This is a genomic window from Pantoea sp. CFCC18179 (assembly GCF_059412405.1).
The window spans coordinates 24,002-38,516 of record NZ_JBNBPM010000004.1 but is presented as its reverse complement, the minus strand read 5'-3'; the positions used below and the strand labels follow the sequence as shown (position 1 = coordinate 38,516).

Here is a 14,515-nt window from a genome sequence, read left to right as displayed (position 1 = left end):
GCACGTATACCTTACGTTATATCACGCTAAGATTTCCTGACACTCCGGCGGTTGCTTTTGACCGCCGATTCCGTTTTGATAACGCCTGACTGGAATCATGTAAAAGGGATAAGAATGCGTAACGTAGTGAAATATGTGGGTATTGGCCTGTTAGTCATCGGCCTGGCGGCATGTGACCAGAAGAAAGATGATGCAGCGGCGGACAGCAATGGCGCGAGCGCCAGCCAGTCTGCTCAGACGGTTAACCTGATGGATGGCAAGCTGAGCTTCTCACTGCCAGCGGGCATGTCTGATAAGAGCGGCAAACTTGGTTCTGAATCGACCAACATGCACGTTTATGCCGATGAAACCGGGCAGCGCGCGATTATTGTGATTGCGGGCGATCCAACCAACGAAGGGCTGGATGCGTTAGCACAGCGTCTGGAACAGCAGCAACGCAGCCGCGATCCACAGTTGCAAGTGGTGGCGAACAAAGCGGTAACGTTGAAAGATCAGCAAGCGCAGCAGTTGGATACCGTGATTTCGGCCAACAATCAGACTTCATGGTCTTCGGTGATTTTGGCAAAAGTGGACGGCAAATTGTTGACCCTACAAATCACCTTGCCAGCCGATAATCAACAGCAAGCGCAAAGCGATGCAGACAGCATCGTGAAAAGCATCACGCTGAAATAAGCCCTAAAAACTGCGCGTTAAACGGTCGCCATGAATGGCGACCCTACCAAGGCTCAGTACGGTTTTCGTAGGGTCGCCATTCATGGCGACCTGGATTTCAAAACCGGTTTTACAACCTCACTGGCGAAATGTGCCAGATCTCATCCGCGTATTCCTGAATGGTGCGGTCCGCCGAGAAATACCCCATATTGGCGATATTCAACGCTGCGCTGCGCTGCCACTTCTCCGGCTGCAGATACAACTTATCCACCTTGTCTTGCGTATCGACATAACTGCGATAATCCGCCAACAGCTGATAGTGATCGCCGAAATTCACCAGCGCATCAAACAGATTGCGATAGCGTCCCGGTTCTTGTGGACTGAACACGCCGCTGGCGATTTGCGTCAACGCCTGATGCAGTTCCGCATCCTCTTCGTAATATTTACGCGGGTTGTAGCCCTCTTTGCGCAACTTCTCGACCTGCGGCGTGGTGTTGCCGAAGATAAAGATGTTCTCCTTGCCAACATGCTCCAGCATCTCGACGTTAGCACCATCCAGCGTGCCGATAGTTAACGCGCCGTTCAGCGCGAACTTCATGTTACTGGTGCCCGACGCTTCCGTTCCCGCGGTAGAAATCTGCTCCGAGAGATCCGCCGCCGGGATAATGATCTGCGCCAGGCTCACGCCATAGTTCGGGATGAACACCACCTTCAGCTTGTTCTTCACCTGCGGATCGTTGTTGATCACATTGGCGACATCGTTGATCAAGTGGATGATGTGCTTCGCCACGTAATAGGCCGAGGCCGCCTTGCCAGCGAAGATATTGACGCGCGGCACCCATTCCGCCGTGGGATCGGCTTTGATGCGGTTGTAACGCGTGATCACGTGTAACACATTGAGCAGCTGGCGCTTATATTCGTGGATGCGTTTGATTTGCACATCGAACAGTGCATGCGGATCAAGCACGATATCCATGTTCTTGGCTACCCAATCGGCCAGACGTTTTTTGTTGGCAAACTTGGCATCGGCGATCTGCTCGATAAACGCCGGATAATCGATTTGTGTGGTCAGTTCATTAAGCTGGCCGAGATCGGTACGCCAATTGCGGCCAATCGCTTCATCCAACACTTCCGACAGCGCCGGGTTCGCCAGTGCCAGCCAGCGGCGTGGCGTAACGCCATTGGTTTTATTGCAGAAGCGGCCAGGGAACAAACGTGCAAAATCAGCGAACAGCGATTGCACCATCAAATTGGAGTGCAATTCAGACACGCCATTCACTTTGTGGCTCACCACCACCGCCAGCCACGCCATGCGAATGCGGCGGCCATCGTTTTCATCGATGATCGAGATACGCGACATCAACTCCCAATCATCCGGATAATAGTCCTGGATGGTTTTCAGGAAGTAGTCATTGATTTCAAAGATGATGCTGAGATGACGCGGCAGGATTTTGCCGATCATATCCACCGGCCAGGTTTCCAGCGCTTCAGTCATCAAGGTGTGGTTGGTGTAGGAGAACACCTGGCAAGTCACTTCAAACGCATCGTCCCAGCTAAACTTCTGCTCATCAATCAGAATGCGCATCAGCTCGGGAATCGCCAGCACCGGATGGGTGTCGTTGAGGTGAATGGCGATTTTATCCGCCAGATTGTCCCAGGTTTCGTGCATCTGCCAGTGGCGGTTGAGAATGTCCTGCACCGTCGAGGAGACGAGGAAATACTCCTGACGCAAGCGCAGCTCGCGCCCCGAATAGGTTGAATCATCCGGATAGAGCACGCGCGAGACGTTTTCCGAATGGTTTTTATCTTCTACCGCAGCGAAGTAATCGCCCTGATTAAACTTGCCGAGATTGATTTCATTACTGGCTTGCGCGCCCCACAGACGCAGCGTGTTGGTGGCATCGGTATCAAATCCAGGGATGATCTGATCGTAAGCCATTGCCACGATCTCTTCGGTTTCAACCCAACGCACGCGCGCGCCTTCGTGCTGCAAACGGCCGCCGAAACGTATTTTGTAGCGAGTATTAAAACGCTGGAATTCCCACGGATTGCCGTATTCCAGCCAATAATCTGGCGATTCACGCTGTTGCCCATCGACGATGTTCTGCTTGAACATGCCGTAATCGTAACGAATGCCGTAGCCGCGTCCCGGCAAACCCAGCGTCGCCAGTGAATCGAGGAAGCAGGCCGCCAAACGCCCCAAACCGCCGTTGCCGAGGCCAGGATCGTTCTCCTCTTCCATCAGCTCGCTGAGATCCAATCCCATCTCATCCAGCGCCTGATTGAGATCGTCATAAATGCCCATCGCCAGCAACGCGTTACCCAGCGTGCGTCCCATCAGGAACTCCATCGATAGGTAATAAACCTGGCGTACATCCTGAGAAAGTTGCGCACGGCTGGAGCGCAGCCAGCGTTCCACCATACGATCGCGCACCGCCAGCAACGCGGCGTTGAGCCACTCATGCTTATTGGCGATGGAAGGATCTTTACCGATAGTAAACATGAGTTTATAGGCAATCGAGTGCTTCAACGCGTCAACCGTCAAGGTGGGTGAGGCGTAGGTGAAAGGTGCATTCATATCAAGTATCCCAATCTCTCATTACAGCAAACGTTGATAAAGATCGCGGTAGGCTTGTGCTGCCACCTGCCAACTAAAATCCATCCCCATTGCCTGCCGCTGAACGTATCGCCAGAGTGCAGGTCGAGACCACAGAACAAATGCGCGCCGAATCGCTCGCAGCAGCGACCAGGCATTACTGTCTTCAAAGGTAAAACCGCTGGCCACGCCGTCGGCGAGGTTCTCCAGCGAACTGTCTTGCACCGTATCCGCCAACCCACCCGTGCGGCGGACCAGCGGCAGCGTGCCGTATTTCAAACCGTACAGTTGTGTCAGTCCGCACGGCTCAAAACGGCTTGGCACCATAATCACATCCGCGCCACCGACAATGCGGTGCGAGAAGGCTTCGTGATAACCAATTTGTACCCCAACGCGGCCCGGATGTTCCGCCGCCGCGGCGAGAAAACCTTGTTGCAGTTCGGCATCGCCCTGGCCAAGCAGCACCAGTTGGCCGCCTTGCGCCAATAAACCCGGCAGCGCCTCTAGCACCAAATCCAGCCCTTTTTGCTTGGTCAGACGACTGATAACGCAGAACACCGGCGCTTTGTCATCGACCTTCAAGCCCATGGCAATTTGCAGCTGGCGCTTGTTTTCCGCCTTGCTCTCCAGCGTTTCGCTGTCGTAGCGCGCGGTGAGCAATAAATCATGCGCCGGGTCCCAAATCCCCGGATCGACGCCATTCAAAATGCCGCTGAGCCGACCTTCGCGCAGTCGCTGCTCCAGCAGCGCTTCCATGCCATAGCCGAACTCCGGGCGGGTAATCTCCAGCGCGTAAGTGGGACTGACCGCCGTAATATGATCGGCATAGAACAGGCCCGCCTTGAGATAAGAAATCTGCCCGAAGAACTCCAATCCGTGCATATCAAAGAAAGCACGCGGGATCTCAATCTCATCTAAATGACGCGCCGAAAACAGTCCTTGGTACGCCAGGTTGTGCACGGTAAACACCGTCTTCGCCGGGCGTCCGCGCGCCGCGATGTAGGCGCAGGTTAATCCGGCATGCCAATCATGCGCATGCACGATGTCCGGCTGCCAATTGAAATCCAGCCCGCTGGCAATCTCCGCGCCCATCCACCCCAGCAAGGCAAAGCGCAGATAGTTATCGACATACGCAAACTGCGAGGTGTCGTGGTACGGGCTACCGGGACGTTCGTACAATCCCGGCGCATCAATTAAATAAATGCCAACACCGTTGAATTGTCCAAAAAGCAAGCGAACCGGTCCAGCAAAAGTTTGTAACTCCGCCAGCGTTTCAGTATCAGGAATCCCTTTACGCAGATCCGGATAGGCGGGTATTAACACCCGCGCATCCGTACCATCGGCTATTTGCGCCTGTGGTAATGCACCGACGACATCAGCCAGTCCGCCGGTTTTCAACAGCGGGAAAAGCTCTGAACAGACATGTAAAACCTGCATCCTGAACCCCTATTGTGTGTTCGCCTGCGTTCCCCGCGGCGAATTGCTGTATGCCTTGTCGTTACTTACTGACCCGCTCCGGCCAATTTGGCCAGCATGGCGCGCGTCACCAGTACGATGCCCTCTTCTGAACGGTAAAAACGGCGGCTGTCGTCATCGGGGTTTTCGCCAATCACCATGCCTTCTGGGATTTCGCAGGCGCGATCAATCACGCAGCGACGTAAACGGCAGGAACGATTGACCACCACGTCCGGTAACAGCACCGACGAGTCGATATTGCAAAATGAGTTGATGCGCACGCGCGGGAACAGCACCGAGTTCACCACTACCGAACCCGAAATAATGCAGCCGCCGGAAACCAGCGAGTTCATCGTCATGCCGTGGCTACCGGAACGGTCCTGCACAAATTTCGCTGGTGGCAGCGGCTCCATGTGGGTACGAATCGGCCAGGTGTGGTCGTACATATCCAGTTCGGGGGTGACTGAAGCCAGATCCAGATTGGCGCGCCAGTATGCTTCCAGCGTGCCGACATCGCGCCAGTAAGGTTCCGCGCTTTCGTCTACTTGCACGCAGGAGAGCGTGAAGGAGTGCGCGTAGGCCTCGCCGCTGGCGACAATTTTCGGCAGTAAATCCTTGCCAAAATCGTGGCTCGATTCTGGAATCTGCAAATCCTCTTCCAGCAATTGATAGAGATAATCCGCGTTGAACACGTAAATGCCCATGCTGGCCAGCGCCTTGCTGTCGTCGCCCGGCATAGACGGCGGTTTCGGCGGTTTTTCGACAAAATCGATCACATTATTGTCGGCATCCACCGCCATCACCCCAAACGCCGTGGCTTCGGCGAGCGGCACTGGCAAGCAGGCAATAGTGCATTTCGCGCCACGATCGGCGTGATCGAGCAACATACGCGAATAGTCCATTTTGTAGATGTGATCGCCGGCGAGGATCACGATGTACTGCGCGTTGTAGCGGCGAATAATGTCGAGGTTCTGCGACACCGCATCGGCGGTACCGCGATACCAATGTTCGGTCGCGGCGCGCTGCTGCGCGGGCAGCAAATCGACAAATTCGTTCATCTCTTCGTTGAACAGCGACCAGCCACGCTGGATGTGCTGCACCAGCGTATGTGACTGATATTGGGTGATCACGCCGATGCGCCGGATGCCCGAGTTGATGCAGTTGGACAGCGCAAAGTCGATGATGCGGAACTTGCCGCCGAAGTGCACGGCAGGTTTGGCGCGTTTCGCGGTAAGATCTTTCAGACGCGTTCCTCGTCCGCCAGCAAGGATCAGGGCAACCGTTTGTGTAGGGAGCTGGCGCGCCAGCATCAGATGATCTGTTCTATCTAATTTAACCATGTCTGACTCCTTATGATTGCTTTAGGAACACACACACACCGTGCGCGGGACCGTGCCAGACAGTTGTCAGGATGGGGTTATCTTCCCCGGCGAAAGGAGGAATGGCACGCCACTCTCCGTCTGGTAAGGCGACATCGTTCACCGAGTCCGTGGCGTTTATTGTTATTAACCAGCGGCTGGAGAGCAGGATCTGCATTCTGTGCGTCCCCTGTTCCCACTCGTCGTTACTCAGTGGTTTGCCGCTGGCATTCAACCACTGCACGTTGCCGTCGCCTTCCTGCCACCAGCCATCCGCCGTCAGCGCGGGAATGCGCTGGCGCAGATGAATCAATGCGGCAGTGAAGTCGACCAGTCCTAAATCATCGTGTTGCCAACTCAGCCAGGTCAGAGGATTGTCCTGGCAATAGGCATTATTGTTGCCGTGCTGGCTGTGACCGCGTTCGTCACCGGCCAGCAGCATCGGCGTGCCCTGCGCCAGCAATAACGTGGTGAGTAATCCATGCACGCTACGCCGCCGCCGCTCAACGATGTCGAAATTAACCTGCAATCCCTCTTTGCCATGGTTATGGCTGAAGTTATTGCTGCTGCCATCGCGATTGTCTTCGCCGTTGGCCTGATTATGTTTGTTGTTGAAGCTCACCACGTCGCGCAGCGTGAAGCCGTCGTGGGCGGTTATGAGATTGATGCTGGCGTGCGGCAAGCGCGCCTCACGCTGGAATACGTCGCTGGATGCGGCAAAACGGCGGGCAAAATCGCCGTTGTTAAGCTGGCCGTGCAGCCAGTAACGGCGCGCCGCATCGCGAAAATGGTCGTTCCACTCGGCAAAATCCACCGGAAAGTTACCCACCTGATAACCGCCGGGGCCGATGTCCCACGGTTCGGCAATCAGTTTGACCTGCGACAGCAGCGGGCAGGCTTTGATGGCGGCAAACAGCGGCGCATCCTGACGGAATTCCGGTGTGCGCCCCAATACGCTGGCGAGGTCAAAACGGAAACCATCAACGTGGCATTCGCGTACCCAATAACGCAGCGCTTCTAGCGCCCACTCCAGCACCTGTGGATGGCTGAGATTCAGCGTGTTGCCGCAGCCAGTCCAGTTTTGGTATTCACCGTTGCCATCCAGCCAGTAATAGCTGGCGTTATCCACGCCGCGCAGGGAAATCGTCGGCCCAATCTCTTCCAGCTCGGCGGTGTGGTTAAACACCACATCGAGGATCACTTCGATACCGGCGGCATGCAGCGCTTTCACCGCCTGCTTAAACTCCTGCAACGGCGATTCACTGGATGCATAACGCGCATCCACCGCCCATAAAGCAAACGGGTTGTAGCCCCAATAGTTGCTCAAGCCTAAGCGTCGCAGGCGCGGCTCGCTGGTGAACTGCGCAATCGGCAGCAACTCCAGCGCGGTAATGCCAAGATGGCGCAAGTACTTCACCATAACAGGATGACCTAACGCCGCATAAGTCCCGCGCAGCGTTTCCGGAATTTCCGGATGCTGCTGAGTCAAGCCGCGCACGTGCGCTTCATAAATCACCGTGTTACCCCACGGCGTGCGCGGCGCTTGGTCATCCTCCCAATTAAAATCGTCGGCGATCACCAGCGATTTCGGCGCGACCGCCGCGCTGTCCTGCACATCGATTTCCTGCTCGCCGCCGTTAAAACGCGCATCGTCGGCGACATCGCTGGTGACCGCTTTGGCGCAAGGATCGACCAGCAATTTGGCCGGATTAAAACGATGTCCTTGTCGCGGTGCCCACGGGCCATGCACACGATAGCCATAACGCTGACCAGGTTTTAGCGCCGGATAATAGCCGTGCCAGATATCGCCGCTGCGCGCTGGCAACGGGAAACGGCGCTCAACGCCATCCGCGTCAAACAGGCACAGTTCAACGTGTTCAGCGTTCTGGGAAAACAGCGTGAAGTTAACGCCGCGCCCATCGTAATGCGCGCCCAACGGCGATGGCTGCCCCGGTTCCAGCATCAATCGCCCTCCCGCACCAGCCAGATGGTTGCCAGCGGTGGCAAGGTCAAACTCAGCGATTGCGGTCGCCCGTGGCTGGCAATGTCATCGGTGTGCACCACGCCGTGATTGCGCGTATCGCTGCCGTGATAGTCGTGCTGATCGGTGTTCATCACCTCGCGCCAGCCGCCACGTTGATTAACGCCAAAACGATAATTTTGGCGGGTGACCGGCGTAAAGTTGCTGGCAACGATGATTTCATTGCCTTCGCGATCGCGTCGCACAAACACGAATACTGAGTTTTCGTGATCGTCGACCACCAGCCACTCAAAGCCTTGCGCATCGAAATCGAGTTGATGCAGCGGGGCAAAATGTTGGTAGCTGTGGTTGAGATCGCGCACCAAACGCTGCACGCCGTTGTGCCAGTTGTCTTCGCCTTCCAGCAGATGCCAGTCGAGGCTGCTGTCGTGATTCCACTCACGGCCTTGGGCAAATTCGTTGCCCATAAATTGCAGCTTCTTGCCGGGAAAGCCCCACATCCAACCGTAATACGCGCGCAGGTTGGCAAACTTCTGCCATGCATCGCCGGGCATGCGATCAAGGATCGAGCGTTTGCCGTGTACCACTTCATCGTGCGACAGCGGCAGCACAAAGTTTTCGGTGTAGTTGTAGAGCATGCCGAAAGTCATCAACTGATGATGATAGCGACGATGTACCGGATCGAGTTTCATGTAATCCAGCGTGTCGTGCATCCAGCCGAGATTCCATTTGAACCAGAAGCCGAGGCCGCCATCTTCCGATGGACGCGTCACGCCGGGATAATCGGTGGACTCTTCCGCCACGGTGACGCTGCCTGGCGCAGCGGCGCCCAGTGTGCGGTTGGTGTGGCGCAGGAAAGAGAGGGCTTCGAGGTTTTCGCGCCCGCCAAACACGTTGGGCACCCATTCACCTTCGGCGCGGCTGTAATCGCGATAGATCATCGAAGCCACCGCATCGACGCGTAAGCCATCAATGCCGAAGCGCTCCATCCAGTACAACGCGTTGCCAGAGAGATAATTGCTGACTTCGCGGCGGCCGAAGTTGTAGATCAGCGTGTTCCAGTCCTGATGAAAACCTTCGCGCGGATCGCTGTGCTCGTACAGTTCGGTGCCATCGAATTTCGCCAAGCCAAAGTCGTCGCTGGGGAAATGGCCCGGCACCCAATCAAGCAGCACGTTGATGCCGGCATCATGCGCCGCCGCCACGAAGTGACGAAACTCATCGCGCGTGCCAAACCGGCGCGTCGGCGCGTACATGCCGAGCGGCTGATAGCCCCAACTGCCGTCGAACGGATGCTCGTTAATCGGCATCAGTTCAATGTGGGTGAAACCCATTTCTTTTACGTAAGGAATCAGCTGCTCGGCTAACTCCTTGTAAGTCAGCCAATAGTTGTTGTGGCCGTGACGACGCCACGAACCGAGATGCACTTCATAAATCGAAATCGGCTTATCGAACGCATTGGCAGCTTTGCGCTGCGGCTGCATTTCGGTTTTGGGCGGCAGGCCGCAAATCATTGAGGCGGTTTGCGGGCGCATTTGCGCTTCAAAGGCAAACGGATCGGCTTTGATGCGCATCTGACCGGAGGCATCGACGATTTCGTATTTATACAGTTGCCCGTTTACCGCGCCCGGCACAAACAGTTCCCAGACGCCGAGTTCACGGCGGAAACGCATCGGATGACGACGGCCATCCCAAAAGTTGAATTCGCCCACCACCGAGACGCGCCGCGCATTCGGTGCCCACACCGCAAAGCGCGTACCGTGCACGCCATCAATGGTGGTGCCGTGCGCGCCCAAGGTTTCGTAAGGGCGCATGTGCGTGCCTTCACCCAGCAGCCAGGCATCCATCTCCGCCAACAGCGGGCCAAAGCGATAGGCATCATCGATCAGGTTTTGCTGGCCGTGCCAGGTGACCGCCAGTTGATAACCAAACAGGTTTTTACGACGCGGGATCACGCCGCAGAAGAAGCCGCGTGAATCGAGACATTTGAGTTGCGCGCATTTGCGTCCGGTGCTGGTTTCAATCACCCAAACATCAGAGGCATCTGGCAACAGCGCACGCACTTCGAGGCCTTCAGCAGTTTGATGCATTCCCAGCAAGGAGAAGGGATCGGCGTAATTCCCGGCAAAAAGGGCATTGATCGCATGGCGATCGGGAAGCTCTGACATGATTTCTTCCTATGATTTTGCGCAGGCGACCAGAGTCGGCAGGATTATCGCCTCGGGTGCGCTGCTTTTCATTGAGCCTTGGGGTACACCGCGAGGACATAACCGTCCGTGGGAAAGATCATCACCGTGTACAACAACTATTCAGTTCGAAAAAACAAAAACAGTTAACAACCGGCACATCTCTGTTAAATCATAGCTTGGGGCTGGCAGAAGCCAGGGAGGATCGTGAAAAATTCTTGTCGGGCGAGCAAAAAGGGGAAGCGGATCACTTGTCAGGCGCAATTTGGGTTAATTTTTGCAGCCTGGGTTACATAAAAAAGGCCGGGAAACCCCGGCCTGTCTGGCTTACCGCTGCGCTTAATCCACCAGCAGACGCAGCATGCGACGCAGCGGTTCCGCCGCGCCCCACAGCAATTGGTCGCCAACGGTGAAGGCAGAAAGGTATTCCGGCCCCATGTTCAGTTTACGCAGACGACCGACTGGCGTGGTCAGCGTGCCGGTTACGGCGGCTGGCGTCAGTTCACGCATGGTGATTTCGCGGTCGTTTGGCACCACTTTCACCCACTCGTTATGCGAAGCCAGCAGCTGTTCGATTTCGCTCAGCGGCAGGTCTTTTTTCAGCTTCAGGGTGAACGCCTGGCTGTGGCAGCGCAACGCGCCGACGCGCACGCACAAACCATCCACCGGAATCACGCTGCTGGTACGCAGGATTTTGTTGGTTTCCGCCTGCCCTTTCCACTCTTCGCGGCTCTGGCCGTTATCCAGCTGCTTGTCGATCCACGGAATCAAGCTGCCCGCCAACGGCACGCCAAAGTTATCGGTTGGCAAGGTGCCGGAACGGGTGAAATCGGTCACGCTGCGTTCAATATCCAGAATCGCCGAAGCCGGATCTTGCAACGATTTCGCCACGTGATCGTGCAGCATGCCCATTTGCGTCAGCAGTTCACGCATATGACGTGCGCCGCCGCCAGAGGCCGCCTGATAAGTGGCCACTGAAGCCCACTCAACCAAATCGTTGGCGAACAGGCCGCCGAGCGACATCAGCATCAGGCTCACGGTGCAGTTGCCGCCGACAAAGGTTTTGATGCCGTTGTCGAGGCCCTGGCGAATCACGTTGTGGTTAACCGGATCGAGAATAATGATGGCGTCATCTTTCATGCGCAGCGTGGACGCCGCATCAATCCAGTAACCCTGCCAGCCGCTTTCACGCAGCTTCGGATAGACTTCACTGGTGTAATCGCCGCCCTGGCAGGTGATGATAATATCCAACGCTTTCAGCGCCTCGATATCAAAAGCATCCTGCAACGCACCGGTCGACTTGCCGCCGAACGCCGGTGCCGCCTGACCAAGCTGTGACGTGGAGAAGAACACCGGATTGATCACATCAAAATCGCGTTCTTCGCTCATGCGTGACATCAGCACTGAGCCAACCATGCCACGCCAACCAATAAAACCTACATTCTTCATTTTCTGTCCGTCCAGGCTTCTCTCAGAGGAAGCCCTGTGTAGTGCGAGAAAAAGACGGACCGGATATTCCCGTCCGTCTGCGTAATAATCAGGTTTACCTATGACCGTCAACTCTACAAAATGCAGCACTTCTGGCAAGTGAATTAATTCGATAAGCCTAACTTTTTCAGCAACACAACTAATAATGGCTACCCAACATGACTGAAATGATATCCGCGACCATACTGCTGCTGCTGATTATGGACCCGCTGGGCAACCTGCCGATTTTTATGTCGGTGCTCAAACATCTGGAACCCAAGCGCCGCCGCGTGGTGCTGATGCGCGAAATGCTGATTGCGCTGATTCTGATGCTGCTGTTTCTGTTTGCCGGTGAACGCATTCTGGCGTTTCTTAATCTGCGCACCGAAACGGTGTCGATTTCCGGCGGCATTATTCTGTTCCTGATCGCCATCCGCATGATTTTCCCCTCTGGCGAAACCAGTACCAGCGGCTTACCGGCCGGTGAAGAACCGTTTTTGGTGCCGCTGGCAATTCCGTTGGTGGCTGGCCCGTCACTGTTGGCGACGCTGATGCTGTTGTCGCATCAATATCCCAACCAAATGACGCATTTAGTCGGCGCGCTGCTGATCGCATGGGGCGTGACGGTGGTGATTTTGCTGATGTCAGGACTGTTTTTACGCTTGCTCGGCGATAAAGGCGTGAATGCACTGGAACGTTTGATGGGATTGATTTTGATTATGCTGGCGACGCAGATGTTCCTGGATGGGATTCGAACTTACCTGAAGCTGTAAATTAGCGGTCACCATAAATGGCGACCCTACGAAAATCGCGCAAATTCCTTGTAGGGTCGCCATTCATGGCGACCAGGTGCGCATAAATACGCACCCTACGAAATCACCTTCCATGGCGGGCGCGATTATTTCTGTTTTTTATCGATCGGTTTACCCGACCAGTAACCGGCCAGCAGTGAACCTGACAAGTTATGCCACACCGAGAACAATGCGCCCGGCAAGGCCGCCAGCGGCGAGAAGTAAAGCTTGCCTAACGTGGCCGCCAAACCGGAGTTCTGCATGCCGACTTCCAGCGCTAATGTGCGGCAGGTGGACTCATCGAAACCAAACAGCTTGCCGCCCCAATAGCCGCCCAACAGACCAATCGCGTTGTGCAGAATCACCGCCACGATTACCATCAAACCGACCGAACCGATAAAGCCCTGGCTGCCAGCAACAACGGCGCTGATGATCAGCAAAATGCACAGCATAGAAAACGCTGGCAGATACGGCTCAACGCGACGCACTACGCTATTCATGGTGTGATGAATAATAAGGCCGAGACCAATCGGGATCACCACGATTTTCACGATGCTCAGCAGCATGCCGACCACATCCACCTGAATGTGCGTATCGACATAGAAGCGCGTCAGCAACGGCGTGGCGAACACACCAACCAGCGCCGACACCGATGAAATGGTTACCGACAGCGCCACATCGCCTTTTGCCAGGTAGATCATCACGTTTGAAGCAGTGCCGCTGGCGACGCTGCCGACCAGAATCATACCCGCCGCCAGATCCGCGGGCATCTGGAACAGTTTCGCCAATCCCCACGCCGCTAATGGCATCACTAAATAGTGCAGGAATGTGCCAGCGATAACCGGCGCGGGACGCACCAGCACGCGTTTGAAATCGTCGATGTTAAGCGTGACGCCCATGCCGAACATAATCAGCATCAGCAGATAAGTGACCCACGGGCCAATGCCGAGAAAAGTCGAGGGAGAGTAATACGCCGCGACTGAGAGCAGCACGGCCCAGAGCGGGAACAGGCGAGTAAGTTTGCCGAGCATGAAGCACTTCCTATTGGTTTTTTAATTTATGTTGCGTTGCCACAGATGAATTGCCGCGCGGGGAACGACCACAGCAGCGGACGCGGGATCATAACATTTCATTATCATGGCGTAAGGCGGGAAGTGGCTTCAGAGGGAAAATGCGGATCGGCTGCTGCCGATCCACGGAAATGATTAGAAATTACTCTGCTTTTTCCAGTAAAAAGCGGTAGATCGCACCACCAATCGCCGCACCGATAATCGGTAACAGCCAGAACATCCACAGCTGTTCTAATGCCCAGCCGCCCTGGAAGATGGCAACGCCGGTACTGCGCGCCGGGTTAACGGAAGTGTTGGTGACCGGAATGCTCACCAAGTGAATCAGCGTCAGCGCCAGGCCAATGGCAATCGGCGCAAAGCCTGCTGGCGCACGTTTATCAGTCGCACCCATGATCACAATCAGGAACACCGCCGTCAGCACCAGTTCGGTGATCATGCCCGCATTCAGGCTGAAACCGCCCGGTGAATGCTCGCCGTAACCGTTTGAGGCGAAGCCGCTGGCTGCCGCATCAAAACCGGCTTTACCGCTGGCGATCAGATACAACACGCCTGCCGCGGCAATCGCGCCAACCAACTGCGCGATGATGTAAGGCACTACCTGCCCCACCGGGAAACGTCCGCCAACGGTTAAACCGATGGTTACCGCTGGGTTAAAATGGCCGCCTGAGATATGGCCAACCGCAAACGCCATCACCAACACGGTTAAACCAAACGCCAGCGCCACACCGGCAAACCCAATCCCCAACTCTGGAAACGCCGCAGCCAATACCGCACTGCCGCAACCGCCTAAAACCAGCACAAACGTGCCCAAACTCTCTGCCACCAATCTTTGCATACCTATTCCCTCAAATAATTTAATGTTTTCGCGGCGGGATTATCGTTTTAGGCGATTAAAGCGCAACCGCTGATTGAGAGATTAGTGTGATTTTTAGGCAATTTCAGCGAAAACAAGACGGTTCT

At 55.5% G+C, this 14,515-nt stretch carries 10 protein-coding genes; 2 read left to right on the top strand and 8 right to left on the bottom strand.

The window, feature by feature from the left end; all coding sequences use genetic code 11:
* The first annotated feature begins 114 nt into the window (after nucleotides 1–114).
* Nucleotides 115–672 (top strand): DcrB family lipoprotein, encoded by a 558-nt coding sequence (locus tag ACPUC7_RS09720; protein WP_494922785.1) that lies wholly within the window; start codon nucleotides 115–117, stop codon nucleotides 670–672.
* 109 nt (nucleotides 673–781) lie between these two features.
* Here ACPUC7_RS09720 and glgP read toward each other — a convergent pair whose 3' ends face one another.
* The 6 genes from glgP to asd all read right to left on the bottom strand — a co-directional run bounded on the left by glgP (nucleotide 782) and on the right by asd (nucleotide 11,676).
* Nucleotides 782–3,229: a glycogen phosphorylase gene (gene glgP / locus ACPUC7_RS09715; RefSeq protein WP_494922784.1), complete on the bottom strand. Its 2,448-nt coding sequence runs from the start codon at nucleotides 3,227–3,229 to the stop codon at nucleotides 782–784.
* A gap of 21 nt (nucleotides 3,230–3,250) precedes the next feature.
* Nucleotides 3,251–4,684, bottom strand: coding sequence for a glycogen synthase GlgA (glgA, locus tag ACPUC7_RS09710; RefSeq protein WP_343552569.1), 1,434 nt, complete (start codon nucleotides 4,682–4,684; stop codon nucleotides 3,251–3,253).
* Nucleotides 4,685–4,749: 65 nt separating this feature from the next.
* A complete protein-coding gene (gene glgC, locus ACPUC7_RS09705; protein WP_494922783.1) occupies nucleotides 4,750–6,042 on the bottom strand; it encodes a glucose-1-phosphate adenylyltransferase in 1,293 nt (430 codons plus the stop codon).
* Nucleotides 6,043–6,052: 10 nt separating this feature from the next.
* Nucleotides 6,053–8,023 carry a glycogen debranching protein GlgX gene (glgX, locus tag ACPUC7_RS09700; protein ID WP_494922782.1) on the bottom strand — a complete coding sequence of 657 codons (1,971 nt, stop codon included), beginning with the start codon at nucleotides 8,021–8,023 and terminating at the stop codon, nucleotides 6,053–6,055.
* On the bottom strand, nucleotides 8,023–10,209 hold the full coding sequence (gene glgB, locus ACPUC7_RS09695; RefSeq protein WP_494922781.1) for a 1,4-alpha-glucan branching enzyme: 2,187 nt from the start codon (nucleotides 10,207–10,209) through the stop codon (nucleotides 8,023–8,025). Before glgB ends, glgX begins: the two co-directional genes overlap by 1 nt.
* Nucleotides 10,210–10,566: 357 nt before the next feature.
* A complete protein-coding gene (gene asd, locus ACPUC7_RS09690; RefSeq protein WP_494922780.1) occupies nucleotides 10,567–11,676 on the bottom strand; it encodes an aspartate-semialdehyde dehydrogenase in 1,110 nt (369 codons plus the stop codon).
* A 197-nt stretch (nucleotides 11,677–11,873) separates the two neighbouring features.
* On the opposite strand from asd, the gene ACPUC7_RS09685 reads away from it, so the two are divergent.
* A complete protein-coding gene (locus tag ACPUC7_RS09685) occupies nucleotides 11,874–12,467 on the top strand; it encodes a YhgN family NAAT transporter (RefSeq protein ID WP_494922779.1) in 594 nt (197 codons plus the stop codon).
* Nucleotides 12,468–12,592: 125 nt separating this feature from the next.
* On the opposite strand, the gene panS is transcribed toward ACPUC7_RS09685, so the two are convergent.
* Together panS and aqpZ are read right to left on the bottom strand one after the other, a co-directional pair.
* Nucleotides 12,593–13,516, bottom strand: coding sequence for a ketopantoate/pantoate/pantothenate transporter PanS (gene panS, locus ACPUC7_RS09680; protein ID WP_343552574.1), 924 nt, complete (start codon nucleotides 13,514–13,516; stop codon nucleotides 12,593–12,595).
* Nucleotides 13,517–13,697: 181 nt separating this feature from the next.
* Nucleotides 13,698–14,390 (bottom strand): aquaporin Z, encoded by a 693-nt coding sequence (gene aqpZ / locus ACPUC7_RS09675; RefSeq protein ID WP_494922778.1) that lies wholly within the window; start codon nucleotides 14,388–14,390, stop codon nucleotides 13,698–13,700.
* Between the last annotated feature and the right edge of the window lie 125 nt (nucleotides 14,391–14,515).